The organism is Acidiphilium sp. 34-64-41 (genome assembly GCF_002282635.1).
GTDB lineage: Bacteria > Pseudomonadota > Alphaproteobacteria > Acetobacterales > Acetobacteraceae > Acidiphilium > Acidiphilium rubrum.
Genome location: NZ_NCJX01000058.1, coordinates 1 through 22,653, shown reverse-complemented (window position 1 = coordinate 22,653; position 22,653 = coordinate 1). Strand labels below are relative to the sequence as shown.

Sequence of the window (22,653 nt, the reverse complement as noted above, 5' to 3'; positions counted from 1 at the left end):
CGCGGGCGGCGCCGAGGCGCCAACCTATGCCCAGCTTTATTCGGGAGCATGGGTCCACCCCACATGTAGTGGGTGTCTGACTTAACCGGATAGGCACGTGATAAACATGTCACGGGCTTGATGTTCACTTTCGCTAATCTGAGAGAAAAGGCGGGGAATGAGATTAAGCGCCTAGAATTAGCACAAAGACAGTTCGACTCTAAATCGGCGATGGATCACGCTATCAACGCGGTTTTCAGCATATATTGTTTGCTAGATTGGAAAGAAAAAACTTACAAACCCGACAGTAAACGTCGAGCGTATGAACTATGTGTTGAGTCAAACAATTCGGCTCTTATGATGTTGCACGATATTGTTAGCTTTACGAAACATGCTAGGGTATCGAGCAGCTTGGCTAGTACTAAAATCGAGGTCGATTCCCAAAATCAGGACGAACAACAAATCGTAACGCCGGATGGACGTTTGATCGTGACGCCGGATGGCGTCCGAATCGTTGTGCCCGCACGTGTACTCGTGAAGTTTGGAGACATGGAAGCTGTAACGGTTTTAAAACATGCGCTCTCTGAATTTGAATGAGTTTGGCGTGGGTTTGTTCAGCAAGCAGCGGCATATTGGAACCGGCGAACGCGGATTACGCTTCGCGTTTCCGCCCTACGGTTGTTGAGTGGCCAGCGGATTGGCGCGCAGGGGCTTAGGTAATAAGAGTTTTTTTGCTTCTTTTTTTGCAAAAAAAGAAGTGCTTGCCTTGCCTTTTCAGAAACACGACCGTTGGCGCGGGGGTAAAAAAATGCCCCGGACGGCTGGCGTCCGGGGCTAGTCGACGGAACGGATGCCGGCACCATGCCGGCATCGCGGGGACTGGTAATTTGAGCGGGGCTTAGCGGTCGGGGGAGCTGACCGCCCAGCTGTGGTGGTGGACCAGGCCGTCGTCGTGGTCGTGGTTGTGGCCGGGCTGGTCGTCCTGATCGTGGAATTGTTCGGTTTCGGTGCTGCCGGCCATGGCGGTGGTGGAGGCTTTGCCGGCGGAGACGGCGACGGCGACGGCGTCGAAATAGGAGGTGCCGACTTCGCGCTGGTGGCGGGTTGCGGTGTAGCCCTGGGGTTCGGCGGCGAATTCGGCCTGCTGGAGTTCCGAGTAGGCGGCCATGCCGCGTTCGGCGTAGCCTTTGGCGAGTTGGAACATCGAGTAGTTCAGCGAATGGAAGCCGGCCAGGGTGACGAACTGGAATTTGTAGCCCATGGCTGCGATTTCCTGCTGGAAGGTCGCGATTTTTTCGGGGCTCAGTTTCTTTTTCCAGTTGAAGCTCGGCGAGCAATTATAGGCGAGCATCTTGCCGGGGAATTGCTTGTGGATGGCTTCGGCGAACTGGCGGGCCTCATCGAGGTTGGGTTCGGAGGTTTCCCACCAGAGGAGGTCGGCGTAGGGCGCGTAGGCCAGGCTGCGGGCGATGGCGTATTCGACGCCGAGGCCGGGCTTGATGCGGTAGAAGCCTTCGGGCGTGCGTTCGCCGGTGATGAAGGGGCGGTCGCGCTCATCGACGTCGGCGGTGAGGAGTTGGGCGGCGTGGCTGTCGGTGCGGCAGAGCAGCACGGTGGACACACCTTCGACGTCGGCGGCGAGGCGGGCGGCGTTGAGGGTGCGGATGTGCTGGCTGATCGGCACCAGGACTTTGCCGCCGAGATGGCCGCATTTTTTTTCGGACGCGAGCTGATCTTCGAAATGGACGCCGGCGGCGCCGGCTTCGATCATGGCTTTCATGAGTTCGTAGGCGTTGAGCGCGCCGCCGAAGCCGGCTTCGGCATCGGCGATGATCGGGGCCATCCAGTAGGTGCTGGTGTCGCCTTCCATGCGGGAAATCTGGTCGGCGCGGCGCAGCGTGGCGTTGATGCGCTTGACCACCTGGGGCACCGAGTTGACCGGGTAGAGCGATTGGTCGGGGTACATTTCGCCGGAATTGTTGGCGTCCGCCGCGACCTGCCAGCCGGAGAGGTAGATGGCTTTGAGGCCGGCCTTGACCTGCTGCATGGCCTGGTTGCCGGTGAGGGCACCGAGCGTGTTGACGTAGTTTTCGTTTTTCAGGAGATTCCAGAGGCGGGTTGCGCCCATTTCCGCGAGGGTGTGGCGGATGCGGAAATTGCCGGAGAGTTTTTCGACATCGGCCGGTGTGTAGTCGCGCTGGATGCCGGCGAAACGGTCCGGGGCGACGGCGAGGCCGCCGGGGAGGCCTTCGGGGGCGTGGGTCGGGGTGGTGAGGTTGGACATGGTGGTCTCCTGGTGCCGTGCGAGGTTGGATGCCGTGCGATGTTGGGTGCCGTGCGGAATTGGGGTTGGCTTTGTCTGCGTTTCGGACGTTGGTGGTTTGTTGCTAGGCCGGCGTGTTCGCCATGTGTGGATTATTTACGCTGCAAGCGCGAAAGTCACGGGGGTATTTGGTATGAAATATCGAAACCAGTGGCGATATTGACTGTAAAGTTTTACAATGTGTAAATCGTGTTAAGTTTTTCTCCGGATTCGAGGTGTGTGAAGTGGCTAACCCGTTGATCGGTCGGATCGTGCGTCGCCTGCGCATGGAGCAGGGGATGACGCAGCAGAAATTGGCGGAGCGGCTGGGGATTTCGACGTCGTATCTCAACCTGATCGAGCATGATCAGCGGGGCGTGACGGCGACGCTGCTGATCAAGCTGACCGAGATTTTGCAGGTTGATCTGGCGGCACTTTCGGGGTCGGGGGAGCGGCAGATCGAGCAGGCGTTGCGCGAGGCGTTTGCCGACCCGCTGTTGGGGATCGATCCGGTGCCGGATGCGGATGCGCAATTGCTGGCGGGGTCGGCGCCGGCGGCGGCGCAGGCGGTTTTGGGGTTGTATCGGGCGTTTCAGGCGGTGCGCGAGGAGACCGGGGCGATCACGCTGCCGTCGGGGCGGAAGATTCTGTTGCCGAACGAGGAGGTGCGGGATTTTTTCCATGAGCACGCCAATTTTTTCCCCGAATTGGAGGATGCCGCCGAGGCGATGGGGGCGGAGTTGCCGGCGGCGACGCTGGGGATGAACCACGCGTTGGCGGAGCGGTTGCGGCACAAGCATGGGTTGGTGGTTTCGGTGGCACCCTTGCCGGGGGCGTTGCGGATTTATGATCCGGCGGCGCGGCATCTGCGCCTGTCGGAGACGTTGCCGCGGGAGAGCCGGGGGTTTCAGATGGCGTTTCAGCTCGGGTTGCTGGAGGCGCGCGATTTGATCGAGCCGATCGTGAAGCGGGCGGCGTTGACGACGCGCGATGCGGGGGAGTTGCTGCGGATCGGGTTGATCAATTATTTCGCGGGTGCGGTGTTGATGCCGTATGCGCCGTTTCTGGAGGCCGCGCTGGGGTTGCGGCACGATGTCGAGCATCTGGCGATGCGGTTCGGGGTGTCGTTCGAGCAGGCGTGCCATCGGCTTTCGACGTTGCAGCGGAACGGGGCGCGGGGGGTGCCGCTGTTTTTTCTGCGGGTCGATCCGGCGGGGAATGTTTCGAAGCGGTTTTCGGCGGCGGGGTTTCCGTTCGCGCGGTTCGGTGGGAATTGCCCGCGCTGGGTGGTGTATTCGGCGTTTGCGGCGCCGGGCAGCGTGCGGGTGCAGGTGGCGCAATTGCCGGATGGGGCGACGTATTTGTGTTTCGCGCGGACCATTGTGGCGGCGCCGGCGCATTGGGGTGAGCCGCCGGCGACGCGGGTGGTGGCGATGGGGTGCGAGATCAACCGCGCGGGGGATTTCGTTTATGCCGACGGGATCGATATCGAGCGGGCGGCGGTGGGGATCGGGCTGTCGTGCCGGTTGTGTGATCGGCCGGAGTGCCGGTCACGCGCGTTTCCGCCGCTGGCGCATCGGTTGACGCTGGATGTTTCGACGACGAGTGCTTCGCCTTATCGGTTTGAGGCGGTGGGAAAGAAGTAAGGAAGACTTCTTTTTTGTAAAAAAGAAGCAAAAAACTTTTTTTAATTTGGGTCTGTGCCGGTTTCACCAGCACGGACTAGACTCATAAAGTTTTTTTGCTTCTTTTTGTTCACAAAAAGAAGTCTTCTTGCCTTCCCTTCTACTTAAAATTCGGAAACGTCCCGCCACCAGGGTAGAGGTATTGGCTGGCAAAGCTGGTGGCATGGTTGGCCAGCGGCACGGCGGGGAAATGGCCCAGTAGCGCGAGGGTATCGGCGGGCGGGCGGGTGAAGCCAGGGCTGGCGAGGGCGGTGAGCGCGCCGGGGCGGTTGTTACGCCGGAGTTGTTGGGCGGCGCCGACCAGCGCGTCGATCACGGTTTGCGAGGCGGTGCCGGGGGCGATGCCGAGGATGCGGCGGACGCGGGAGCGGGCTTGGAGCATTTCCTGTTTGGCGAGGGTGTTCATGCCGGCCCAGCGGGCGCCGGTGGCGAACTGGCCGGCCATGGCATCGAGCGAGGCGATGGCGATGGCCATGCGGGCGGGGTGGCCGATCATCGCCTCGGGGTGGGCGAAGGCATAGGTGGCGGCGTTGGTTGCGGCGATTGCGGGATCTTCGCCGATGATGCTGGTGGCGAAGGTGTCGGCGGGCAGCCTGCCGGTGGCGGGCGCGGGTGTTTCGAGCGCGCAGCCGGCGAGGGCGAGCGTTATGATCGAGGCGAGCAGCAGGTGGCGCATGTGATCCTCCGGCTCGGATATGGGGGTGTTTCGAGGTTGGGGAGGATCACGAAGGCTGGAGGCCGCGCCGGTAGCGGGCGGCGAGGGCGACGTAGTGCGGGGCGGTGGCGGCGCGAAGGGCTTGTTCGGCGGCATCCATCACGCGGACCAGGCGGGCGGGCGAGCCCATCCATAATTCATCGGGGCCGATTCGTTTGCCGGGGGTCAGGGTGGAATGGGCGGCGAGCATGCCGCCGGGTTCGATGATCGCACCATCGAGCACGATGGCACCCATGCCGACGAAGGCGCGGTCGTGCAGGGTGCAGGCGTGGATGATGGCGGCGTGGCCGACCGTGACATCCGCGCCGATGCGCGCGGCGAAGGCGGCGCCGGCGTTGACGTGGATGATGGTGCCGTCCTGGATGTTGGTGCGTTCGCCGATGGTGATGGTGTTGTTGTCGGCGCGCAGGGTGCAGTTGAACCAGATGTTGGCGTGGGCGGCGAGGGTGACGGCGCCGATCAGGACGGCGCCGGGGGCGACCCAGGCTTCAGGGTGGATGTTGGGGCTGATGCCGTCGAGCGTGAAGCGGGAGGGGGTCATGTCAGCTGTCCGCCAGGGGCACCCAGGGGATGCGGCCGATGGTGATGCCGTCATCGGCGAGGGAGTCGGCCTCGGCCTCGGTCGCTTCGCCGTAGATGCCGCGGGGTTCGGCTTCGCCGTCGTGGATGCGGCGGGCTTCGGCGGCGAATGCGGGGCCGACGTAGTCGCAGCGGGCTTCGACTTCGCGGCGGACGCGGGCGAGCAGGGCGCGCATTTCGGCGGGCATCGGGCCGGCGATGGCGGTGGCTGGCGGGGTGGGTGGCGGGTCTGCGGCGGGTGGGGTTGGGTTTGGTGGTGTTGGATCTGGCGCGCGGGATTTGCCGCCGATGCGCGGGGCCATGATGGCGCGTTCGACGGCGTTGGTGCCGCAGGTCGGGCATTCCAGCAGGTGGCGGGCGGCCTGACGGTCGAAACTGGCGCTGCTTTTGAACCAGCCATCGAATTCATGGCCGGTTGCGCATTGCAACTGGTAGTGGATCATTGGATCAGCCGGACGGGACCAGCAGCGGGTCGAGCTGGCCGGCACGGTCGAGCGCCATGAGTTGGTCGCAGCCGCCGATCGACCGGTCGTCGATGAAGATTTGCGGCATGGTGGTGCCGCCGTTCGAGCGGGCGGTGGCGTCGCGGCGGGCGGCGGAGCCGTGCGGGGCGTCGATTTCGGTGAAGGTGACGCCCTTGTCGCGCAGCAGTTTCACGGCGCGGCTGCAATAGGGGCAGAACATCTGGGTGTAGATTTCGATCTTGCTCATGGGATGATCACATACGCGCGCGTGATGTGAGTGCAAGTGGAATCAGGTGTCCGCATCGTCGGAAACGCGGGCGAGGGCGAGCACGTCGACCGCGGCGGCACCGGCCTGGTAGAGCACGCCGGCGCAGGATGAGGCGGTGGCGCCGGAGGTGAGGACATCGTCGATCAGCAGGATGGTGCGGCCGTGCAGCGCGCCGGCGCGGCCGGGGCGGATGGCGATGGCGCCGTGCAGGGCGATGGCGCGGTCGTGCTGGTCGAGCTCGGCGAGGGGGCGCGTGGCGCGGGTGCGGATGAGGGCGTCGATCAGGAGCGGTTTGCCGGTGAGCCTGGCGAGGGCGCGGGCGAGTTCGCCGGCCTGGTTGTAGCCGCGCGCGGCGAGGCGGTGCTTGTGCAGGGGGACGGGAACCAGCAGGTCGGCGCGGGCCAGTAGTTCGGCGCCGGGCTGGAGCAGTAGGCGGGCGAGGCCGCGGGCGGCTTCTGGACGGTCGGCGTATTTGAACGGCAGGATCAGGCGTTTGGCGGCGGGGCCGTAGCGCAGCGCGGCGCGGGCGGCGCGGAAGACCGGCGGGTCCCAGTCGCACGCGGTGCAGAGCGGCGCCGGTTCGGTGAGTTTCAGGCCGCAATGGCTGCAGAGCGGCGGGGTGAGGAAGGCGGTATCGGCGAAGCATTCGGCGCATAGCTGCCCTGCGCCACCAGCGGGTTCGGTGCAGGCGAGGCATTGGGCCGGCAGGATCAGGTCGAGCGTGGCGCGGGCGAGGGATTTCAGCATGGCGCGGGGTTTGCGTGGGGGTTTGCCTGGGGGTTGGGCTGCGCCACAAGGGTCGGCATGAGCGAGATGGTGATTTTCGACCGGGCGGCGGTGGCGGCGCATCGTGATCGGGCGGCGGCGCGGCTTGGGCGGGTGCGGCCGGTGCTCGATGATCTGGCTTCACGGCTGCTCGATCGGCTGGATGATACCGGGCGGGTGTTTGCGCGCGCGCTGGATATCGGCGGGCGCGGGGCGGTGACGCCGCTGCTGGCGGCGCGCGGGATCGCGGTGGTGGCGACCGATCTGTCGCCCCGCATGGTGGCGGCGGGGCATGGCGATGTGGTGGCGGATGAGGAGTTTCTGCCGTTCGGCGCCGCGTGTTTCGATTTGATCGTTGCGCATCTGTCGCTGCACTGGGTCAATGATCTGCCGGGCGCGCTGGTGCAGATCCGCCGTAGTTTGAAGCCGGATGGGTTGTTTCTGGCGAGCATGCCGCTGCTCGGCACGCTGGGCGGCCTGCGCGCCGCGCTGATCGAGGCGGAGGCGGCGCTCACCGGCGGGGCGGCGCCGCGCGTCTCGCCGTTTCCGGAACTCGCCGATTGCGCGGGGTTGTTGCAGCGGGCCGGGTTCGCGCTGCCGATTGCCGAGCGCGAGACGATCGATTTCGATTACGCCGATCCGCTCGCGCTGCTGCGGGATTTGCGCGATGCGGGCGAGACCAATGCGACGGTCGCGCGCGCGCGCCGGATGTGGCGATGGACGGGCGGTTGGTGGTGCGGCTGGATATGGCGGTGCTGACCGGGTGGGGCTCATAGCAGGCCCAGCCGCTTCAAGCTGACCCATTTGCCGTTGCCGATGATCACATGGTCGTGCAGCACGATCGAGAGCGTGGTCGCAGCCTGCTTGATTTCACGGGTCATCGCGATGTCGGTCTGCGAGGGGGTGGGGTCGCCGCTCGGGTGGTTGTGGACCAGGATGATCGCTGTGGCATGGTGTTCGAGCGCGCGCTTGACCAGTTCGCGCGGGTAGATCGGCGTGTGGTTGATGGTGCCCTGGCTCTGGACTTCATCGGCGATCAGGCGGTTGCGATGATCGAGGAACAGGACGCGCGCCTGTTCCACCCGCTCGCGCGCGAGCACGGCGGTGAGGTATTCGATCAGCCGGTCCCAATGGTTGAGGATGGGGCGGTAGATCACCTCGGCTTTGACCAGGCGCAGGGCGGCGGCCTGGACGATTTTCAGCGCGGCGGCACCGGATTCGCCGAGCCCCTCGACCGCGAGTAAATCCGCGACCGGTGCGGCGATCGCCTGCGCGTAGGAGCCGAACCGGGCGACCAGGGCACGCGCGATCGGTTTGGTGTCGCGCCGTGGCAAAGCGAGAAACAGCATCATTTCAAGCACTTCGTGGTCGGCCAGGGAGTCCGGCCCGGCCTTCAGCAGCCGGGCGCGCAGCCGGGCGCGATGGCCGGCGGCACCATGGGCATCACTGGTTTCGCATTCGTCCGCCGGGGCCGCGAACGGCAGGACCGGCTCTGACAACCCGTGGGTGTTTTGGCATTTTGACACAATCAGAGATTGTCATATCGGCACGCGTTTGGAAAGCGGATCAGGTCCGCGCGATATGCTCGCCAGCGGCCAGTGTGAAGACCTCGCACCCGGTTTCGGTGATGCCGATCATGTGTTCGAACTGCGCGGACAGGCTGCGGTCGCGGGTGACCGCTGTCCAGCCGTCATCGAGGATCTTGACCTCGGGGCGGCCGGCGTTGACCATCGGCTCGATCGTGAAGAACATGCCGGGCTTGAGCAGCGGGCCATCGCCCCGGCGGCCGAAATGCAGCACGTTGGGCGGTTCGTGGAATTGCCGGCCGATGCCGTGGCCGCAGAAATCGCGCACCACGGTGAAGCGCTGGGCTTCGACATAGGTCTGGATCGCGTGGCCGATATCGCCGAAATGATTGCCCGGTTTCGCCTGGGCGATGCCGCGCAGGAGGGATTCATAGGTGACATCGATCAGGCGGCGCACCTTGGTCGAGCCGGTGCCGGCGACATACATGCGGCTGGAATCGCCGTGCCAGCCATCCAGGATCACGGTGATGTCGATGTTCAGGGCATCGCCGTCCATCAACACCCGATCGCCCGGAATGCCGTGGCAGACGACGTGGTTGATTGAGATGCAGGTCGATTTCGGGAAGCCGCGATAATTCAGCGGCGCCGGGATCGCGCCATGGGCGATGATGTAGTCGTGGCAGATCGTGTCGATCTCGCCGGTGGTGATGCCGGGGCGGACATGAGCACCCACCATGTCGAGCACGGCGGCGGCCAGGGCGCCGGCGGCGCGCATCGGCGCGAAATCGGCCGGCGTGTGCAGGGTGATGTGGCGCTGTTCGGTTCCGCCGTCCATCAGACCGGCTCCATTTGTGACATATTCGGCATTGGTACTAAATGATCTCCGCCGCGCGGAAAGGCAAGGTCGCCAGACGCCGCGCCAATGCAAGACCCGTGACCAGCAGGATCACGATCATGCCGACCACGCCGCCCCAGCCCGCGAAACTCCACGCATAGCCGCCGATCGAGCCCGCAACGCTCGATCCCAGATAATATAGGAACAGATAGAGCGCCGCCGCCTGCGCCCGCGCGCCGCGCGCCTGCGCGCCGACCCAGGAACTCGCGACCGAATGGCTCGCGAAAAATCCGAACGTCACCAACGCAATGCCGAGCACGATCACCGGCACCGAACCCGACAAGGTCAGCAGCGCGCCAAGCAATTCGATCGCGATGCCCGCCGGTAGCATCCGCGCCCGGCCGAACCGGCTGGCCAGATGGCCCATCCACGCCGAACTCGCCACCCCGACCAGATAGACCGCGAAAATGAACCCGACACTGGTCTGCGACAGGCTGAACGGCGGCGCCAGCAGGCGGAAAGTGATGTAATTATACACCGTCACGAAGCCGCCCATGATCAGGAATCCCTCGGCATACAACAGCCGCAGCGCCGGATCGGCCAGATGCGCCCGATAACTGCGCAGCAACGAACCGATCGCGAGACTGCGACGCTCGAAATGCCGCGATGGCGGCAGACGGATCACGAAAATCACGCCCGAAACCAGACCGATCGCGCCGATGCCGACGATCGCCCAACGCCAGCCCAACGCATCTGCCAAGATCCCCGTCAGCAACCGGCCCGCCATGCCGCCGAACCCGCTGCCGCCGACAAACAAACCCATCGCCAGACCAACCGAACGCGGATGGATCTCCTCCGCCAGATATCCCATCGCCACCGCCGGCAGGCCCGACAGCACCACACCGATCGCCGCACGCATCAGTAAAAATCCACCCCAGTGCGGAATCGCCGCCGAAACCATCGTCAGCACCGCCGCACCCAGAATCGAGCCCGCCATCATCCGCTTGCGGCCCCAGACCTCCGACAAGGCACTCGCAATCAACAACGAACCCGCCAAAGTGAACGTGGTCAACGACAACGCCAGACTCGCCACCATCGGACTCACGACAAAATCCCGCGCAAACACCGGCAACAACGGCTGCACCGAATACATCAACGCAAACGTCGCAAACCCGGCCGCGAACATCGCCAGATTGGTCCGCCGGAACGCAGCACTGCCACGCTCGATATATCCACCAGTCTCGCTCATGCGACCGTCATGACAGGTTCCATGCCCCACCCTCCAGAGACCCCAACGCAAACCAGCCCCCACCCCATCGCCGATGGAACCACACGGCCCTGGCCTGGGCACGAAAATCGGCTTGAGGGCTGGTGGGGTGGTGCTTGAAAGAAAGTAAGGCCAGGGGCTCTGCCCCTGGACCCCGTTAAAGGCGGAGCCTTTAAAATCCATTAGTTTTAGGTAAGGGGAGGGCGCTGCCTCGGTGGTTCCGCTGATCTGGCCTGTGTCGCCCTCCCCTTACCTAAAACTAGCGGGTTCTAAGGGCTAAGCCCTTAGTGGGGGTCGAGGGGGCAAAGCCCCCCGCCTTGCTTGCTCCCAGCGCCGCCCCACCAAGCATCGGGCTTATTTTTGGGTCCAGGGCAGGCCGTCGTGTTTCCAGCCGGCGACGTGGCCGCGGTGGCCGCGTTGATCGTGGGGGCCTTCGAAGCCATCTTTGACGTTATAGACGTGTTTGAAGCCGGCGTGGCGGGCGGTATCGGCGGCGGCCATGCTGCGGCCGCCGGTGCGGCAGATGAAGTAGATGTGGTGTTGTTCGGTGAGGCCGGCGTCTTTGACCTGATCGAGGAAGAGGGGGTTGGGTTGCATGGTGGGGAACACCTGCCATTGGATGGGGATGGTATGTTTGCCGGTTTGGGACAGGTCGGGCATGCCGACGAAGTTCCATTCGGCGGTGGTGCGGACGTCGATGAGGACAGCGTCGGGGTGGGTCATGAGCGCTTCCCAGACCTGTTTTGGCGCGACATCGTCAATCATGGTTTCCTCCATTAGATAAGGCTTGAAGTTTGTTCGATTTGGCCGGTTTGGGCAATCCATTCCAGAAATATGATCTATAGGGACCATGGCATGACGATAGCACCGAATTCGCACCTCGCCGATGGGCTGACCGGCGCGATTGGCGGCACGCCGTTGATCAAGTTGCGGCTTGCCTCGGCGGCGACGGGGTGCACGATTCTGGGCAAGGCGGAGTTCATGAATCCGGGTGGTTCGGTGAAGGACCGGGCGGCGCTGGCGATGATCGATGCGGCGGAGGCTTCGGGCGCGCTCAAGCCGGGTGGCACGATTGTGGAGGGGACGGCGGGCAATACCGGGATCGGGTTGACGCTGGTGGCGAATGCGCGGGGCTATCGGGCCGTGATTGTGATGCCGGAGACCCAGAGCCAGGAGAAGATCGATTTTCTGCGGATGATCGGTGCGGATCTGCGGCTGGTGCCGGCGAAACCGTATAAGGACCCGGGCAATTACGTGCGTGTGTCGCAGCGGATTGCCGAGGAGACCGGCGCGTTCTGGGCCAATCAGTTCGACAATACCGACAACCGCGAGGGGCACCGGCTGACCACCGGGGCGGAGATCTGGCGGCAGACCGGCGGGGTGATCGATGCGTTCACCTGCGCCTGCGGCACCGGCGGCACGCTGGCCGGGGTGGGCATGGCGCTGAAGGCGCACAAGCCGGATGTGCGGATCGTGCTGGCCGATCCCGATGGCAGCGCGCTGTATGACTGGGTGAAAACCGGGCAGCTCACCTCCAGCGGATCATCGATCAGCGAAGGGATCGGGCAAGGGCGCGTTACCGCCAATCTGGCCGGCGCGCCGATCGATGACGCGGTGCGGGTCCATGATACCGCGATGCTCGAACAAGTGTTCGACCTGATGATCCACGAAGGACTCTCGATCGGTGGATCGGCGGGTATCAACGTCGCCGCCGCCATCGCGGTCGCACGCGACCTCGGCCCCGGCCATACCATCGTGACCATCCTGTGCGACGGCGCCGCACGCTACCAGTCCAAACTGTTCAACCCCACATTCCTCGCCAGCAAAAACCTGCCCGCCCCGCCGTGGATGGTGTGAAATCGGCCCCCTGGTAGGGGCGTTTGAGGGAAGAAGGCCAGGGGGCTCTGCCCCCTGGACCCCCGCTAAGGGCTCAGCCCTTAGAACCCGCTAGTTTTAGGCAAGGGGAGGGCGCTGCCTCGGATTTTCCGTCGATCTGGCCGGTGTCGCCCTTCCCTTGCCTAAAACTAATGGATTTTAAAGGCTCCGCCTTTAACGGGGTCCAGGGGCAGAGCCCCTGGCCTTCCTTGCTTCACGCGCTCCCACCGAGGGGCCGATCTCACACCTTACGGTAGGTCAGGACCAGGACGTCGCGGTGGGCTTGGGTGGTGGGGTTGATGGGGATGACGGGGGTGACGCCGTGGAAGACGCGGCGGTCATCGACGAGGGCGGCGTCGCGGGGGTGGGTGAGGGTGAAGTTGCCGAGGGTGGTGCCGTTGAGGTCGTGGATAGTGGTGGTGCCTTGTTCGATATTGGTGCGTTGGACCATGAGGACGAGCACGAAGTCGACGCCGTCGCGGTGCATGCCTTCCGGGGTGGGCTGGCCGGCGCCGTGGGGGCCGGTTTCGATGCGGAACTGGTGGGCTTCGATGTGCCAGGGTGCTGTGCCGGCGTGTTGTTCGAAGAGGGAGCGGGTGAATTCGAGCAGGGCCTGGAAGCTTAGTCCATCGGCGATGGCGGGGTCGATCGGTTCGAACCAGCGTTCGATGCCGCCGTTGAGGGTGTTGTAGTCGCGGGTTTGGTAGTGGGGCTGGTGGGGGGCGCGGCGGATGATATCGCCTGGTGTGGCGGTGAAGGTGGCGAAGCGGCGGCGGCGGTAGCGGCCACCGTCGGCCATGTAGGTATCGATCGGCATGCCGTCCCAGCTGGTGGCGAAGCTGTTCCATGCGGTGGGGGCGATGGCTTCGGGGGGCAGCATGGCGTCGAATGCGGGGCCTTCGAGGAAGGCGAATCCGTTGGTGTGCAGGTGATCGCCGAGGCGGTGGCGTTGGTTGATCGCGTCCATGACGGTTTTATTTAGCAGATTCGGCGGTGGATTAAACTGGGCTGGAGGCGACCTCAGCTATTCCCTGGGGTTGGGGCGGGTGGTGAGGTTTTGGGGGTGCCGAAGGCAGCGCGGAATTCGGCGGGGTCGATTGTGATTTTCTGGTAGTTGTAGGGCAGTTCGATGCCTTCGGCGTCGAACCGGATTTTGATGCGCCGGTTGAATTCGCGGCGGACGCCGTATTGTTTGCCGGCCGGGGTTTTGATGCGGCCGACGATGTTGATCGAGGAGGCGCCGAACTGATCGAGCCCCCAGAGTTCGAGGTCGTTGCTGATCTGGGCGGCCCAGGCGGGTTCGGCGCGCATGGTTTCGAAGACTTCGGTGATGACGGTTTGAACGCGGTCGATATTTTCGCCGTAGCCGACGCCGATGTTGATGGGCGCGTAGCCGAAGTCGCGCGAGGAATTGGTGACGGTGGTGACGGAGCTGAACGGGATGATGTTCAGGGAGCCATCGCCGCCGCGGAGCCGGATGGTGCGGATCGATAATTTTTCGACCGTGCCTGAAATGCCGCCGAGGGTGACCCAGTCGCCGACCTGCATCGCGTCTTCGAGCAGGAGGAACAGGCCGGTGATGATGTCCTGCACCAGTTTTTGCGAGCCGAAGCCGATGGCGAGACCGAAGATCGACAGGCCGCCGAGCAGCAGGGTGACGTTGACGCCGATCGCGCTGAGGACGACCAGGGCGACGATGATCAGGATGATCACCAGCAGGGTGCTTCGCAGCATGGGCAGCAGGGTGCGGTAGCGGGCGGCGCGGCCGGGGCGACCTTGTTGCACCAGCCGTTCGGCCTGGGCTTCGAGGCCAGCGTTGATGGTTTCCCATGCGATCAGGCCGATCAGGGCGGCGAGGCCGATGGTGATGGTGGCGGCGACGATGCGCTGGCCGATGCGGGTGACGGTGAACCAGGCGAGGACGCCGATGCCCCAGAGTTGCAGGATCACCAGGATCGCGAGGGTTCCGAGCACGATGCTGATGACCAGTTTGACGATGGGCACATAGAGCCGCAGGCGGGTGAACAGGCTGGGGTATTGGGTGCGCCAGGTAACTTCGTCGTCGAACGCGGATTCGAGGCCGTGCGCCATCCAGGCCGCGATGCTGCGGGCGAGGGCGGCGATGATGGCGAACACCAGCACGATGCGCAGCATGATGAAGAAGGCATGTGGCACGCCGATTGCCCACGCGATCCACAGCGCGATGATATAGAACAGGGCGAGGATGTGCCAGGAGCGGGCGAGCCCGGCGCGGGCCGCGGTGATGACGCCGCTGCGGGTGTGGTCGGCATGGCGGTCGCCGCGGATGATCGCTGCCACGGGTCTGCGGGCTTGCAGCACCATGATGGCGGCCATGATGTGCACGATCAAAGAGACGAGCTTGATCAGGACCTGGCTGGCGGCGTGATAGAGGCCGAACAGGCCGCCGGTTGCGATGGCGGCGTAGCCGAAGGCGATGACGGCGATGATCCGGCGCAGCCAGTTGACCAGCCATTCGGCCCGGCGGTCGGTCGTGCGGATCAACCTGATGTCGCGCAGGCCGGGGGCGAGCAGGAAGCGCGCGACCTCGAGCGTGAGGCGGCAGGCGAGGTAGGCGTTCAGCACGGCGATGACGACGAGTTTGGCGACGCGTTCGTTGGCGAGGCTGCCGGTGAGCCACAAGAAGCCGATCAGGGCGAAGATCAGGATGGGGGCGAGGGCGAGCAGGACATGCGCGATGGCGAGGGGCAGGCGGCGGAACCAGCGGCGGAGCGAGCGGCGGCGGGGGCGTTTTTCGCTCTCGCCGGCTTCGGCGGCGGCGAGGCCGGCTTCGTCTTCGGCGTGGCGGCTGTCGCGCAGGCGGGCGGCGCGGCGCAGGATGGCGGCGCGGGGGCGGCGGAGCAGGTAGATGACGAGATATTCGCCGGCAAGCGCGGTGGCGAGGACCATCGCCAGTCTTGTCACCGCGTGGATCACGGTCTGGCGGAGCCAGGTGTCGGTCGCGACGAAGACCATCCAGTGCCAGACGAGGCGGACGTCGGTCGCGGCTTTCAGGGCGCTGCCGACGTCGCCGAGGATCAGGCGGGCCTTGGTTTCGGCTTCCTGGACGAAGCCGATGCCGGTGTTGGGCGATGTCGTCGGGGTGGTTGTTGTGGGGGTGGATTTGGTGGCGGGATGTTTCATTGCCTCGAGCGTGGCGATCAGGGCGTTGCGCTCGGCGGGGTTGTTCAGGGTGGTGATGGCGGCGTCGATCTGCGCGGCATCGAGCGTGGCGGGCGGTGTGGTGGGTGGTGTGGTGGTTTTGGCGGTGGTTTTGGCGGTGAAGGCGGCCAGGGGGTTACCGGCGGCCTGCACGGGTGGTGCGGCGGCGAGCAGGATGGTGCAGAGCAGGGCGAGGATGAGAAGCGGAGGGGCGACGCGCATGGCCCCTGTGAAAGCGAGCGGGGCGGTGATGTCAACCGCGGCCTCTACCGCTGGTGCGGATTGCACCCTATAAAAGAGTCATGCGCGATTTTCTGATCATTCTGCTCGGGCTCGACATGATTGCCGTGGTCGCGGTGTTGCTGACCGGTGCGGTCGGCATGACCACCGGTGCTGATCCGCGCCGGCAGAACCGGCTGATGCGCTGGCGGGTGGGGCTGCAGGCGGTCGCGGTGGCGCTGGTCGTGGTGCTTATTCTGTACGGGCGCTGAGCGTGGCGATGCCGCGGGCGGTGCTGTTCGATGTGTTCGGCACGCTGGTCGATTGGCGGGGCAGCGTGATTGCCGGGCTTTCGGCGTTCGGCGCGTCACGCGGGATCGTGGCGGATTGGCCGGAGATCGCGGATAGCTGGCGGCGGGCGTATCGACCCTCGATGGACCGGGTGCGCCGGGGGGTGGTGCCGTGGACGCTGCTCGATGATCTGCATCGTGATGCGTTGATGGAGATTACCCGGCGGCATGGGATCGGGCCGCTGGATGACGATGATTGTGAGCAACTGGTCCGGCTGTGGCATCGGCTGGCGGCGTGGCCGGATGTGACGACGGGGCTGCGGCGGCTGAAGGATGTCGCGGTGATCGGGCCGTTGTCGAACGGTCATCTGGCGTTGCAGGTGGCATTGGCGAGGCGCAACGGGTTTCCCTGGGACGTGACGTTCGGTTCGGACATGTTCCGTCATTACAAGCCGGATGCCGAGGTTTATTTGGGTGCGTGCGATTTTCTGGGATTGGCGCCGGATGATGTGATGCTGGCGGCAGCGCACAATGATGATCTGGCGGCGGCGGCGAGTTTCGGGCTGCGGACCGCGTTCATCAGCCGGCCGGCCGAGTTTGGCGCGGCAACCGGTGATCGGGCGCGGGCGTCCGGGGCGTGGGATATCGTGGTCGATTCCGTGGGGGCGCTGGCGGAGGCGCTGGGCGGCTGAGCGGTTCAGGTTTCGTCGCGCAGGTCGCGGCGCATCAGGCGGGCGATGCAATCGGCAAGGCTGGTGCGCTGGGCCAGCAAATCGGTCAGGGCGGCGGTGATCGGCATGTCGCAGCCTGCGGCTGTGGCGCGGGCGAGCAGGGCCGGGGCGGTGGCGATGCCTTCGACGACGCCGGCTGTGAGATCGGGCGGATCGCCACGGCCGAGCGCGAGGCCGGCGCGGTAGTTGCGGCTGGCGCCGCCCGTGGCGGTCAGGATCAGATCACCCAGGCCGGCGAGGCCGGCGATGGTTTCGGCCGCGCCGCCGAGGGCGACGGCGAGGCGGGCGATTTCGGCGAGGCCGCGGGTGATGAGGGCCGCGCGGGCGTTTTCACCGAGGCCGGCGCCGATGACCGCGCCGGCAGCGAGGGCGATGACGTTTTTCGCCGCACCGCCGAGGGCTGCGCCGGTGATGTCTTGACTGCCATAGAGGCGGAGCTGCGGGGTTGCCAGGGCGGCGATCAGGGCGCGGCGGGCTCGGGTGTCCGCCATGGCGAGGACGGCGGCGGCGGGCAGGCCGGCGGCGATTTCATGGGCGAAATTCGGGCCGGTGAGCAGGCCGATCGGGCGATTGTGGTGGCATTGGGCGGCGATTTCGGGGCCGAGCAAGGAAGTGTCGCGCTCGACGCCCTTGCAGCAGAGGATCAGGGCGCCACCGTTGTCCGGCAGGCGGGCGAGGGTGGCGCGCAGGTGCTGGAACGGCGGGCAGAGCAGGGTGATCGGCGCGGATCGGGGTTCGGCGGTGATGATCAGGGTGTCCGGCAGGGTGATGCCGGGCAGGTTGGTGTTGTGGCGTGTGTCGGCGAGGCGGACGGCGCGGTCCGGCGTGCGGGCGATCAGGGCGACGCGCCGGCCTTGTTGGGCGTAGAGCACGGCGAGGGCGGTGCCCCAGGCGCCGGTGCCGATGATCGAGAGGTCGGTGGTGTCAGGCATCGGCGAGGCGGGTGATGCGGCTGGCGCCGTCCGGTTCGGCGAGGGTTGCGCACAGGGCTTCGAGCACCGGGGCGGCGGTGGCTTCGAAGTTGTAGGGCGGATTGACGATCAGCACGCCGCAGCCGTTCAGCCTGGCGGGGTCGAGCGGTTCGCGGAACAGGATCTCGCAGGTGATGATATCCGCGATGCCACGCGCCTGGATGTCGGCGATGAAATCGCGCACCGGGGCGCGGTGCTTGACCGGGTACCAGGCGGCGTAGACGCCGGTCGGGAATTTGCGGTGGGCGGCTTGCAGGGCGGCGGCCAGGGTTTCGAATTCATCGGTTTTTTCGAACGGCGGGTCGATCAGCACCAGCGCGCGGCGTTCGGGCGGCGGCAGCAGGGCGGTCAGTGCCTCGTAACCATCGCGCCGATGGATGTGCACTTGCGGATCGCGGGCGAAGCGGCGTTTCAGCGTGGTGGCGTCATCGGGGTGGAGTTCGCACAGCGCGAGACGATCCTGCGGGCGGAGCAGGGCGCGGGCGAGGGCGGGGGAGCCGGGATAGTGCTCAGCGGTGCCGGTGAGTGCCATGAAATCGGCCAGGGCGGGGGGGGTTGTTTGCCGCAGGCGGCCGATGCCGGCGCGCCATTCGCCGGTTTTGCCGGCTTCGATAGCCGTGAGGTCGTAGGCACCAATGCCGGCATGGGTGTCGAGCACGAACAGGGGTTTGGGTTTGGCGGTGAGCGCGCGCAGCAGCAGCACGAGCAGCGCGTGCTTGACGCAATCGGCCGGGTTGCCGGCATGATAGGCGTGTCGGTAGTTCATTATGAGCGATCTGATAGACACAGGTGGGGGCGCGCGCCAGACCGATCGCCCGCGATCGTCATTTGACGTTGCGACATTCCGGCCTATTTGATGAGGGCAAGGAGAGATGCATGACAAGGCCGAGGCCGCTGGCCGAACCTGATGACCTGGCGGGACCGTTCGAGCCGTTCGTCACCGGGCCTCAGCGGGGCGCTCCGCCGGAATGGAATCTGACCGATCTGTATTTCGGCACCGCGGACCCTGCGATCGGTGAGGATTTCGCGCAGTTGGAACGCCAGAGTGCGGCGTTTCACGCCGCGTTCAAGGATCGGGTCGCGCTGCTCGATGGTGTGGCGCTGGCCTGCGCGATTGCGCGCTACGAGGCGATCGAGCAGCGGTTGGCCCGGCTGCACGCCTTCGCGCAGTTGAATTTCAGCGCCGATGCGACGCTCGCCGCATCCGGGCAGTTCTATCAATCGGTGACCGAGCGGGCGAGCGATGTTGCGGCGCCGCTGCTGTTTTTCCCGCTCGAGCTGAACCGGATCGAGGATGCGGCGTTCGAGGTTTTGCTCGCGGATGCGGCACTCGCCCGGTATGCGCCGTGGCTGCGCGACCTGCGGGTGCTGCGGGCGCATCAACTTGGCGATGATCTGGAAAAATTGCTGCACGACAAGGACGTGACCGGTCATTCGGCCTGGGCGCGCCTGTTCGATGAGACGATTGCGGCACTCCGGGTGCGGATGGCGGGCGAAGAGCTGAGTTTCAGCGCTGCGCTCAACCGGTTGTCTGACGCCGATCGGGCGATGCGGGAGGCGGCGGGCCGCGCGATCGGGGCGACGCTGCACCAGAACGCCAAGCTGTTCACGTTGATCACCAACACGCTGGCCAAGGACAAGGCGATCGAGGATGGCTGGCGGCATTACGCGACACCGGTTTCGGCGCGCAACCGGTCGAACCGCGTCGCGGATGAGGAAGTGACGGCGTTGGTCGAGGCGGTCCGGCGGTCGTATCCGCGGCTGTCGCACCGGTATTACGCGATGAAGGCGCGCTGGCTTGGGCTCGATCGGTTGGAGCATTGGGATCGCAACGCGCCGCTGCCGGGCGATGATGATCCGGCGATCGGCTGGGGTGAGGCCGAGGCGCATGTGCTGGCGGCGTATCGGCGGTTCAGCCCTGAACTGGCGGAGATTGGGCAGCGGTTTTTCGATCATCCGTGGATCGATGCGGTGCCGCGCCCGGGTAAATCCGGCGGTGCGTTCGCCCACCCGACGGTGCCGGATGTGCATCCGTATATTCTGCTGAATTATCATGGCCGGGCGCGCGATGTGATGACGCTGGCGCATGAGCTGGGCCACGGGATTCATCAGACGCTGGCGGCGGGGCAGGGTTATTTGATGGCGCGCACGCCGCTGACGCTGGCTGAAACCGCCAGCGTGTTCGGCGAGATGCTGACGTTTCGCAGCCTGCTCGATGCCGAGACCGACAAGGGACGGCGGCGGCTGATGCTGGCGCGCAAGATTGAGGACATGCTGAACACGGTGGTGCGTCAGATCGCGTTTTTCACATTCGAGCAACGGTTGCACGACCGGCGCCGGGCAGGTGAGCTGCTGGCCGAGGAGATCGGGCAGATCTGGCTGGATGTGCAGCGTGAAAGCCTTGGCCCCGCCTTCAACTTTACTGACGAGTACCGGATGTTCTGGGCCTATGTGCCGCATTTCATTCACTCGCCGTTCTATGTGTATGCCTATGCGTTCGGCGATTGTCTGGTGAATGCGTTGTACGGCGTCTACCGCGATGAGCTGGCGGTGGGGCGTGGCGAGGATTTCGTGGAGCGCTATACCGCGCTGCTGCGGGCGGGCGGCACCGAGCTTCATGGCGCGTTGCTGGCGCCGTTCGGCATCGATGCTGCCGATCCGGCGTTCTGGCAGCGCGGGCTCGATGTGATTGCCGGATTTATCGATGAACTGGAAGATTGAGACAGAATGGTCAACGAAGCGGATCAGGGTGGGACGTTGTTCGGTGAGTTCAAGCGATTCGCGCGCACGTCCGGCGCGGTTTCGGGCATTGCGGCGCGGGTTGCCGGCGAGCGGATGTTCGGCATCAAGACCGATCGGTCGCGCCATGCCGAGGATCTGAAGACCATTCTCGGTGGCCTGAAGGGGCCGATGATGAAAGTGGCGCAGATTCTCACGACGATTCCCGATGCGCTGCCCGAGGAATATGCCAAGGAGCTGGCGCAGTTGCAGGCCAATGCGCCGGCGATGGGCTGGGTGTTCGTGCGCCGGCGGATGGCGGCCGAGCTGGGGCCGGACTGGGAGAGCAAGTTCAAGTCGTTTGGCCGCGAGGCGGCGGCGGCGGCGAGCCTGGGGCAGGTGCACCGGGCGACCTTGCTGGATGGTCAGGATGTTGCGTGCAAGCTGCAATATCCGGACATGCCGAGCACGGTAGAAGCCGATCTGCGGCAGTTGAAGCTGGCGATGGCGGTTTACAAACGGATGGATAACGCGATCCATCAGGACGATATTTATGTCGAGCTGGCGACGCGGTTGCGCGAGGAACTCGATTATCAGCGCGAGGCGGCGCAGACGCGGCTGTATACCGTGATGCTCGAAGGGCAGCCCGACGTTGTGATTCCGACGCCGATCCCGGAATTTTCGACCAAGCGGCTGCTGACGATGAACTGGCTGACCGGCACGGGCATGCAGGCGTGGCTCGATACCGACCCCGATCAGGAGAGCCGCAACCGGATCGCCAAGGCGCTGTTCCGGGCGTGGTATGTGCCGTTCTACCGGTTCGGCGTGATCCATGGTGATCCGCATCTCGGCAATTATCAGGTCAATCCGGCGGGTGGGATCAATCTGCTCGATTTCGGCGCGATCCGGGTGTTTCGCTCGAATTTCGTGGCGGGGGTGATCGAATTGTTCGATGCGATTCGCAACAACGATGACGAGCACGCGTATCATGCCTACAAGATTTGGGGTTTCACCGACATCACCAAGGAGAAGCTCGACGTCTTGAACGATTGGGCCCGCTTCCTCTATGAGCCGCTGATGCAGGACCGTGTGCGACCGATTCAGGAAACCAACGATGTCACCTATGGCCGCAGCGTGGCCGAGCGGGTGCATGAGGGGCTCAAGCGCACCGGCGGTGTGCGACCGCCGCGCGAGTTCGTGCTGATGGATCGTTCGGCGATCGGGCTGGGCAGCGTGTTCCTGCGGCTGAGGGCGGAACTCAACTGGCAGCAATTGTTCCATGAGACCGTCGCCGATTTCGACGAGGCCTCGCTCGATGCGCGCCAGGTTGAAGCGCTGGCCACGGCCGGCGTGCCGAAGCCGCTCTGACATGGCTGTGCTGCAACGGGGCCTGCGCAGTGGGCTGATGGCGCGGGCGTATCGCAAGATACTGCACTCGTGGTATTTGAACGATATTGCGTTCGATGTGCGGCTGCATGCGAAACGTGAAGCGGTGGCCTATATCATCGAGCACATGCAGGCGGCGATGATGTTGCGTGACCGGTTCGAATTGTTGCGGTTCGCACTGGCACGGGCACCGGCCGAAGGGCTGGTGCTGGAATTCGGCGTGGAGAAGGGGTTGTCGATCACGTGCCTTGCCAATGCGACGCAACGCGTGGTGCACGGGTTCGATAGTTTCCAGGGCCTGCCTGATGATTGGTCCGGCACGGCGGCGCCGCGCGGCACGTTCGACCGGCAGGGGGCACCACCCAAGGTGCCGGGCAATGTGCAACTGCATATCGGCTGGTTCGATGCGACGATTCCGCAATTTCTGGCAGGGTCGGATGCGACGATTTCGCTGTTGCACGTCGATTGCGATATTTATTCCTCGACGAAAACGATTTTCGCGCTGCTGGGGCCGCGAATCGTGCCGGGAACGGTGATCGTGTTCGATGAGTATTTCAATTATCCGGGCTGGCGGCAGCATGAATACAAGGCGTTTCAGGAGTTCTGTGCCGAGACCGGCCGGACGTATCGGTATTGCGGCTATGCCGGTGAGAAGGGGCATGTCGCGGTCGTGATGGGGTGAGGCCGGCGCGGTTCGCATCGATCGCGCGGCATTGCCGTGGTGCCCGATCTGCGCTTTGATTGCGCTGTCCCGGTCAGGCTTGGCGCCACGGGCGGCGCGCGGCTGGCAACGCAAGGAATGATGCGTGCCTATCCGGTTAAGTCAGACACCCACTACATGTGGGGTGGACCCATGCTCCCGAATAAAGCTGGGCATAGGTTGGCGCCTCGGCGCCGC

General features: G+C 64.9%; 23 protein-coding genes. 9 read left to right on the top strand and 14 right to left on the bottom strand.

Annotation, left to right across the window (positions count from 1 at the left end; genetic code table 11):
- Positions 1-210 precede the first annotated feature (210 nt).
- Positions 211-576, top strand: coding sequence for a hypothetical protein (locus B7X49_RS12225; RefSeq protein ID WP_286839540.1), 366 nt, complete (start codon positions 211-213; stop codon positions 574-576).
- A 301-nt stretch (positions 577-877) separates the two neighbouring features.
- Here the strand turns inward: B7X49_RS12225 and aceA are convergent, their stop codons facing one another.
- Positions 878-2,263: an isocitrate lyase gene (gene aceA / locus B7X49_RS12220; protein ID WP_029314029.1), complete on the bottom strand. Its 1,386-nt coding sequence runs from the start codon at positions 2,261-2,263 to the stop codon at positions 878-880.
- Between the two features lie 263 nt (positions 2,264-2,526).
- Between aceA and B7X49_RS12215 the strand changes: the two genes are divergently transcribed.
- Positions 2,527-3,927 (top strand): short-chain fatty acyl-CoA regulator family protein, encoded by a 1,401-nt coding sequence (locus tag B7X49_RS12215; RefSeq protein ID WP_286704279.1) that lies wholly within the window; start codon positions 2,527-2,529, stop codon positions 3,925-3,927.
- 139 nt (positions 3,928-4,066) lie between these two features.
- On the opposite strand, the gene B7X49_RS12210 is transcribed toward B7X49_RS12215, so the two are convergent.
- From B7X49_RS12210 to B7X49_RS12190, 5 genes are read right to left on the bottom strand one after another with little or no spacing between them, the layout of a single operon-like run.
- Entirely contained in the window at positions 4,067-4,642 is a 576-nt protein-coding gene (locus tag B7X49_RS12210; RefSeq protein ID WP_286704278.1) for a hypothetical protein, read from the bottom strand.
- 46 nt (positions 4,643-4,688) lie between these two features.
- Entirely contained in the window at positions 4,689-5,222 is a 534-nt protein-coding gene (locus B7X49_RS12205) for a gamma carbonic anhydrase family protein (RefSeq protein ID WP_286704277.1), read from the bottom strand.
- A 1-nt stretch (position 5,223) separates the two neighbouring features.
- Complete coding sequence (locus B7X49_RS12200) at positions 5,224-5,703, bottom strand: DUF1178 family protein (RefSeq protein WP_286704276.1); 480 nt, start codon at positions 5,701-5,703, stop codon at positions 5,224-5,226.
- Positions 5,704-5,707: 4 nt separating this feature from the next.
- On the bottom strand, positions 5,708-5,971 hold the full coding sequence (grxC, locus tag B7X49_RS12195) for a glutaredoxin 3 (protein WP_029314023.1): 264 nt from the start codon (positions 5,969-5,971) through the stop codon (positions 5,708-5,710).
- Between the two features lie 42 nt (positions 5,972-6,013).
- A complete protein-coding gene (locus B7X49_RS12190; protein WP_286704275.1) occupies positions 6,014-6,739 on the bottom strand; it encodes a ComF family protein in 726 nt (241 codons plus the stop codon).
- Positions 6,740-6,796: 57 nt separating this feature from the next.
- On the opposite strand from B7X49_RS12190, the gene B7X49_RS12185 reads away from it, so the two are divergent.
- Positions 6,797-7,516 (top strand): methyltransferase domain-containing protein, encoded by a 720-nt coding sequence (locus tag B7X49_RS12185; protein WP_408735597.1) that lies wholly within the window; start codon positions 6,797-6,799, stop codon positions 7,514-7,516.
- Between the two features lie 11 nt (positions 7,517-7,527).
- Here B7X49_RS12185 and radC read toward each other — a convergent pair whose 3' ends face one another.
- The 4 genes from radC to B7X49_RS12165 form a co-directional block, all read right to left on the bottom strand.
- Positions 7,528-8,241, bottom strand: a complete 714-nt coding sequence (gene radC, locus B7X49_RS12180) for a DNA repair protein RadC (protein WP_286704282.1) — start codon at positions 8,239-8,241, stop codon at positions 7,528-7,530.
- A gap of 82 nt (positions 8,242-8,323) precedes the next feature.
- On the bottom strand, positions 8,324-9,118 hold the full coding sequence (map, locus tag B7X49_RS12175) for a type I methionyl aminopeptidase (RefSeq protein ID WP_286704273.1): 795 nt from the start codon (positions 9,116-9,118) through the stop codon (positions 8,324-8,326).
- 37 nt (positions 9,119-9,155) lie between these two features.
- Positions 9,156-10,367, bottom strand: a complete 1,212-nt coding sequence (locus B7X49_RS12170) for an MFS transporter (RefSeq protein ID WP_286704272.1) — start codon at positions 10,365-10,367, stop codon at positions 9,156-9,158.
- A gap of 372 nt (positions 10,368-10,739) precedes the next feature.
- Positions 10,740-11,150, bottom strand: a complete 411-nt coding sequence (locus B7X49_RS12165; RefSeq protein ID WP_029314428.1) for a rhodanese-like domain-containing protein — start codon at positions 11,148-11,150, stop codon at positions 10,740-10,742.
- 90 nt (positions 11,151-11,240) lie between these two features.
- On the opposite strand from B7X49_RS12165, the gene B7X49_RS12160 reads away from it, so the two are divergent.
- Complete coding sequence (locus B7X49_RS12160; protein WP_029314427.1) at positions 11,241-12,242, top strand: cysteine synthase A; 1,002 nt, start codon at positions 11,241-11,243, stop codon at positions 12,240-12,242.
- A gap of 259 nt (positions 12,243-12,501) precedes the next feature.
- Here the strand turns inward: B7X49_RS12160 and B7X49_RS12155 are convergent, their stop codons facing one another.
- Positions 12,502-13,227, bottom strand: a complete 726-nt coding sequence (locus B7X49_RS12155; RefSeq protein WP_286704271.1) for a 2OG-Fe dioxygenase family protein — start codon at positions 13,225-13,227, stop codon at positions 12,502-12,504.
- Positions 13,228-13,280: 53 nt separating this feature from the next.
- Complete coding sequence (locus B7X49_RS12150) at positions 13,281-15,662, bottom strand: mechanosensitive ion channel family protein (RefSeq protein ID WP_286704270.1); 2,382 nt, start codon at positions 15,660-15,662, stop codon at positions 13,281-13,283.
- Positions 15,663-15,742: 80 nt separating this feature from the next.
- On the opposite strand from B7X49_RS12150, the gene B7X49_RS12145 reads away from it, so the two are divergent.
- Positions 15,743-15,931 carry a twin transmembrane helix small protein gene (locus tag B7X49_RS12145; RefSeq protein ID WP_029312976.1) on the top strand — a complete coding sequence of 63 codons (189 nt, stop codon included), beginning with the start codon at positions 15,743-15,745 and terminating at the stop codon, positions 15,929-15,931.
- A gap of 8 nt (positions 15,932-15,939) precedes the next feature.
- Positions 15,940-16,641, top strand: coding sequence for a haloacid dehalogenase type II (locus B7X49_RS12140; RefSeq protein WP_286704281.1), 702 nt, complete (start codon positions 15,940-15,942; stop codon positions 16,639-16,641).
- A gap of 5 nt (positions 16,642-16,646) precedes the next feature.
- Here the strand turns inward: B7X49_RS12140 and B7X49_RS12135 are convergent, their stop codons facing one another.
- On the bottom strand, positions 16,647-17,612 hold the full coding sequence (locus tag B7X49_RS12135; protein ID WP_286704269.1) for an NAD(P)H-dependent glycerol-3-phosphate dehydrogenase: 966 nt from the start codon (positions 17,610-17,612) through the stop codon (positions 16,647-16,649).
- Entirely contained in the window at positions 17,605-18,417 is an 813-nt protein-coding gene (locus B7X49_RS12130; RefSeq protein WP_286704268.1) for a 23S rRNA (adenine(2030)-N(6))-methyltransferase RlmJ, read from the bottom strand. The genes B7X49_RS12135 and B7X49_RS12130 overlap by 8 nt, the downstream gene beginning before the upstream one ends.
- 110 nt (positions 18,418-18,527) lie before the next feature.
- On the opposite strand from B7X49_RS12130, the gene B7X49_RS12125 reads away from it, so the two are divergent.
- From B7X49_RS12125 to B7X49_RS12115, 3 genes are read left to right on the top strand one after another with little or no spacing between them, the layout of a single operon-like run.
- Positions 18,528-20,372 carry a M3 family oligoendopeptidase gene (locus tag B7X49_RS12125; protein WP_286704267.1) on the top strand — a complete coding sequence of 615 codons (1,845 nt, stop codon included), beginning with the start codon at positions 18,528-18,530 and terminating at the stop codon, positions 20,370-20,372.
- A 6-nt stretch (positions 20,373-20,378) separates the two neighbouring features.
- On the top strand, positions 20,379-21,737 hold the full coding sequence (locus B7X49_RS12120; protein WP_286704266.1) for an AarF/ABC1/UbiB kinase family protein: 1,359 nt from the start codon (positions 20,379-20,381) through the stop codon (positions 21,735-21,737).
- 1 nt (position 21,738) lies between these two features.
- On the top strand, positions 21,739-22,437 hold the full coding sequence (locus tag B7X49_RS12115; RefSeq protein WP_286704265.1) for a class I SAM-dependent methyltransferase: 699 nt from the start codon (positions 21,739-21,741) through the stop codon (positions 22,435-22,437).
- Positions 22,438-22,653: the final 216 nt, after the last annotated feature.

Excerpts from the sequence above, each read along its gene's own strand:
- B7X49_RS12225 (WP_286839540.1), top strand. The coding sequence starts at position 211 with ATGGATCACGCTATCAACGCGGTTTTCAGCATATATTGTTTGCTAGAT.
- aceA (WP_029314029.1), bottom strand. The coding sequence starts at position 2,263 with ATGTCCAACCTCACCACCCCGACCCACGCCCCCGAAGGCCTCCCCGGC.
- B7X49_RS12210 (WP_286704278.1), bottom strand. The coding sequence starts at position 4,642 with ATGCGCCACCTGCTGCTCGCCTCGATCATAACGCTCGCCCTCGCCGGC.
- B7X49_RS12205 (WP_286704277.1), bottom strand. The coding sequence starts at position 5,222 with ATGACCCCCTCCCGCTTCACGCTCGACGGCATCAGCCCCAACATCCAC.
- B7X49_RS12200 (WP_286704276.1), bottom strand. The coding sequence starts at position 5,703 with ATGATCCACTACCAGTTGCAATGCGCAACCGGCCATGAATTCGATGGC.
- grxC (WP_029314023.1), bottom strand. The coding sequence starts at position 5,971 with ATGAGCAAGATCGAAATCTACACCCAGATGTTCTGCCCCTATTGCAGC.
- B7X49_RS12190 (WP_286704275.1), bottom strand. The coding sequence starts at position 6,739 with ATGCTGAAATCCCTCGCCCGCGCCACGCTCGACCTGATCCTGCCGGCC.
- B7X49_RS12185 (WP_408735597.1), top strand. The coding sequence starts at position 6,797 with ATGAGCGAGATGGTGATTTTCGACCGGGCGGCGGTGGCGGCGCATCGT.
- map (WP_286704273.1), bottom strand. The coding sequence starts at position 9,118 with ATGGACGGCGGAACCGAACAGCGCCACATCACCCTGCACACGCCGGCC.
- B7X49_RS12170 (WP_286704272.1), bottom strand. The coding sequence starts at position 10,367 with ATGAGCGAGACTGGTGGATATATCGAGCGTGGCAGTGCTGCGTTCCGG.
- B7X49_RS12165 (WP_029314428.1), bottom strand. The coding sequence starts at position 11,150 with ATGATTGACGATGTCGCGCCAAAACAGGTCTGGGAAGCGCTCATGACC.
- B7X49_RS12160 (WP_029314427.1), top strand. The coding sequence starts at position 11,241 with ATGACGATAGCACCGAATTCGCACCTCGCCGATGGGCTGACCGGCGCG.
- B7X49_RS12155 (WP_286704271.1), bottom strand. The coding sequence starts at position 13,227 with ATGGACGCGATCAACCAACGCCACCGCCTCGGCGATCACCTGCACACC.
- B7X49_RS12150 (WP_286704270.1), bottom strand. The coding sequence starts at position 15,662 with ATGCGCGTCGCCCCTCCGCTTCTCATCCTCGCCCTGCTCTGCACCATC.
- B7X49_RS12145 (WP_029312976.1), top strand. The coding sequence starts at position 15,743 with ATGCGCGATTTTCTGATCATTCTGCTCGGGCTCGACATGATTGCCGTG.
- B7X49_RS12140 (WP_286704281.1), top strand. The coding sequence starts at position 15,940 with ATGCCGCGGGCGGTGCTGTTCGATGTGTTCGGCACGCTGGTCGATTGG.
- B7X49_RS12135 (WP_286704269.1), bottom strand. The coding sequence starts at position 17,612 with ATGCCTGACACCACCGACCTCTCGATCATCGGCACCGGCGCCTGGGGC.
- B7X49_RS12130 (WP_286704268.1), bottom strand. The coding sequence starts at position 18,417 with ATGAACTACCGACACGCCTATCATGCCGGCAACCCGGCCGATTGCGTC.
- B7X49_RS12125 (WP_286704267.1), top strand. The coding sequence starts at position 18,528 with ATGACAAGGCCGAGGCCGCTGGCCGAACCTGATGACCTGGCGGGACCG.
- B7X49_RS12120 (WP_286704266.1), top strand. The coding sequence starts at position 20,379 with ATGGTCAACGAAGCGGATCAGGGTGGGACGTTGTTCGGTGAGTTCAAG.
- B7X49_RS12115 (WP_286704265.1), top strand. The coding sequence starts at position 21,739 with ATGGCTGTGCTGCAACGGGGCCTGCGCAGTGGGCTGATGGCGCGGGCG.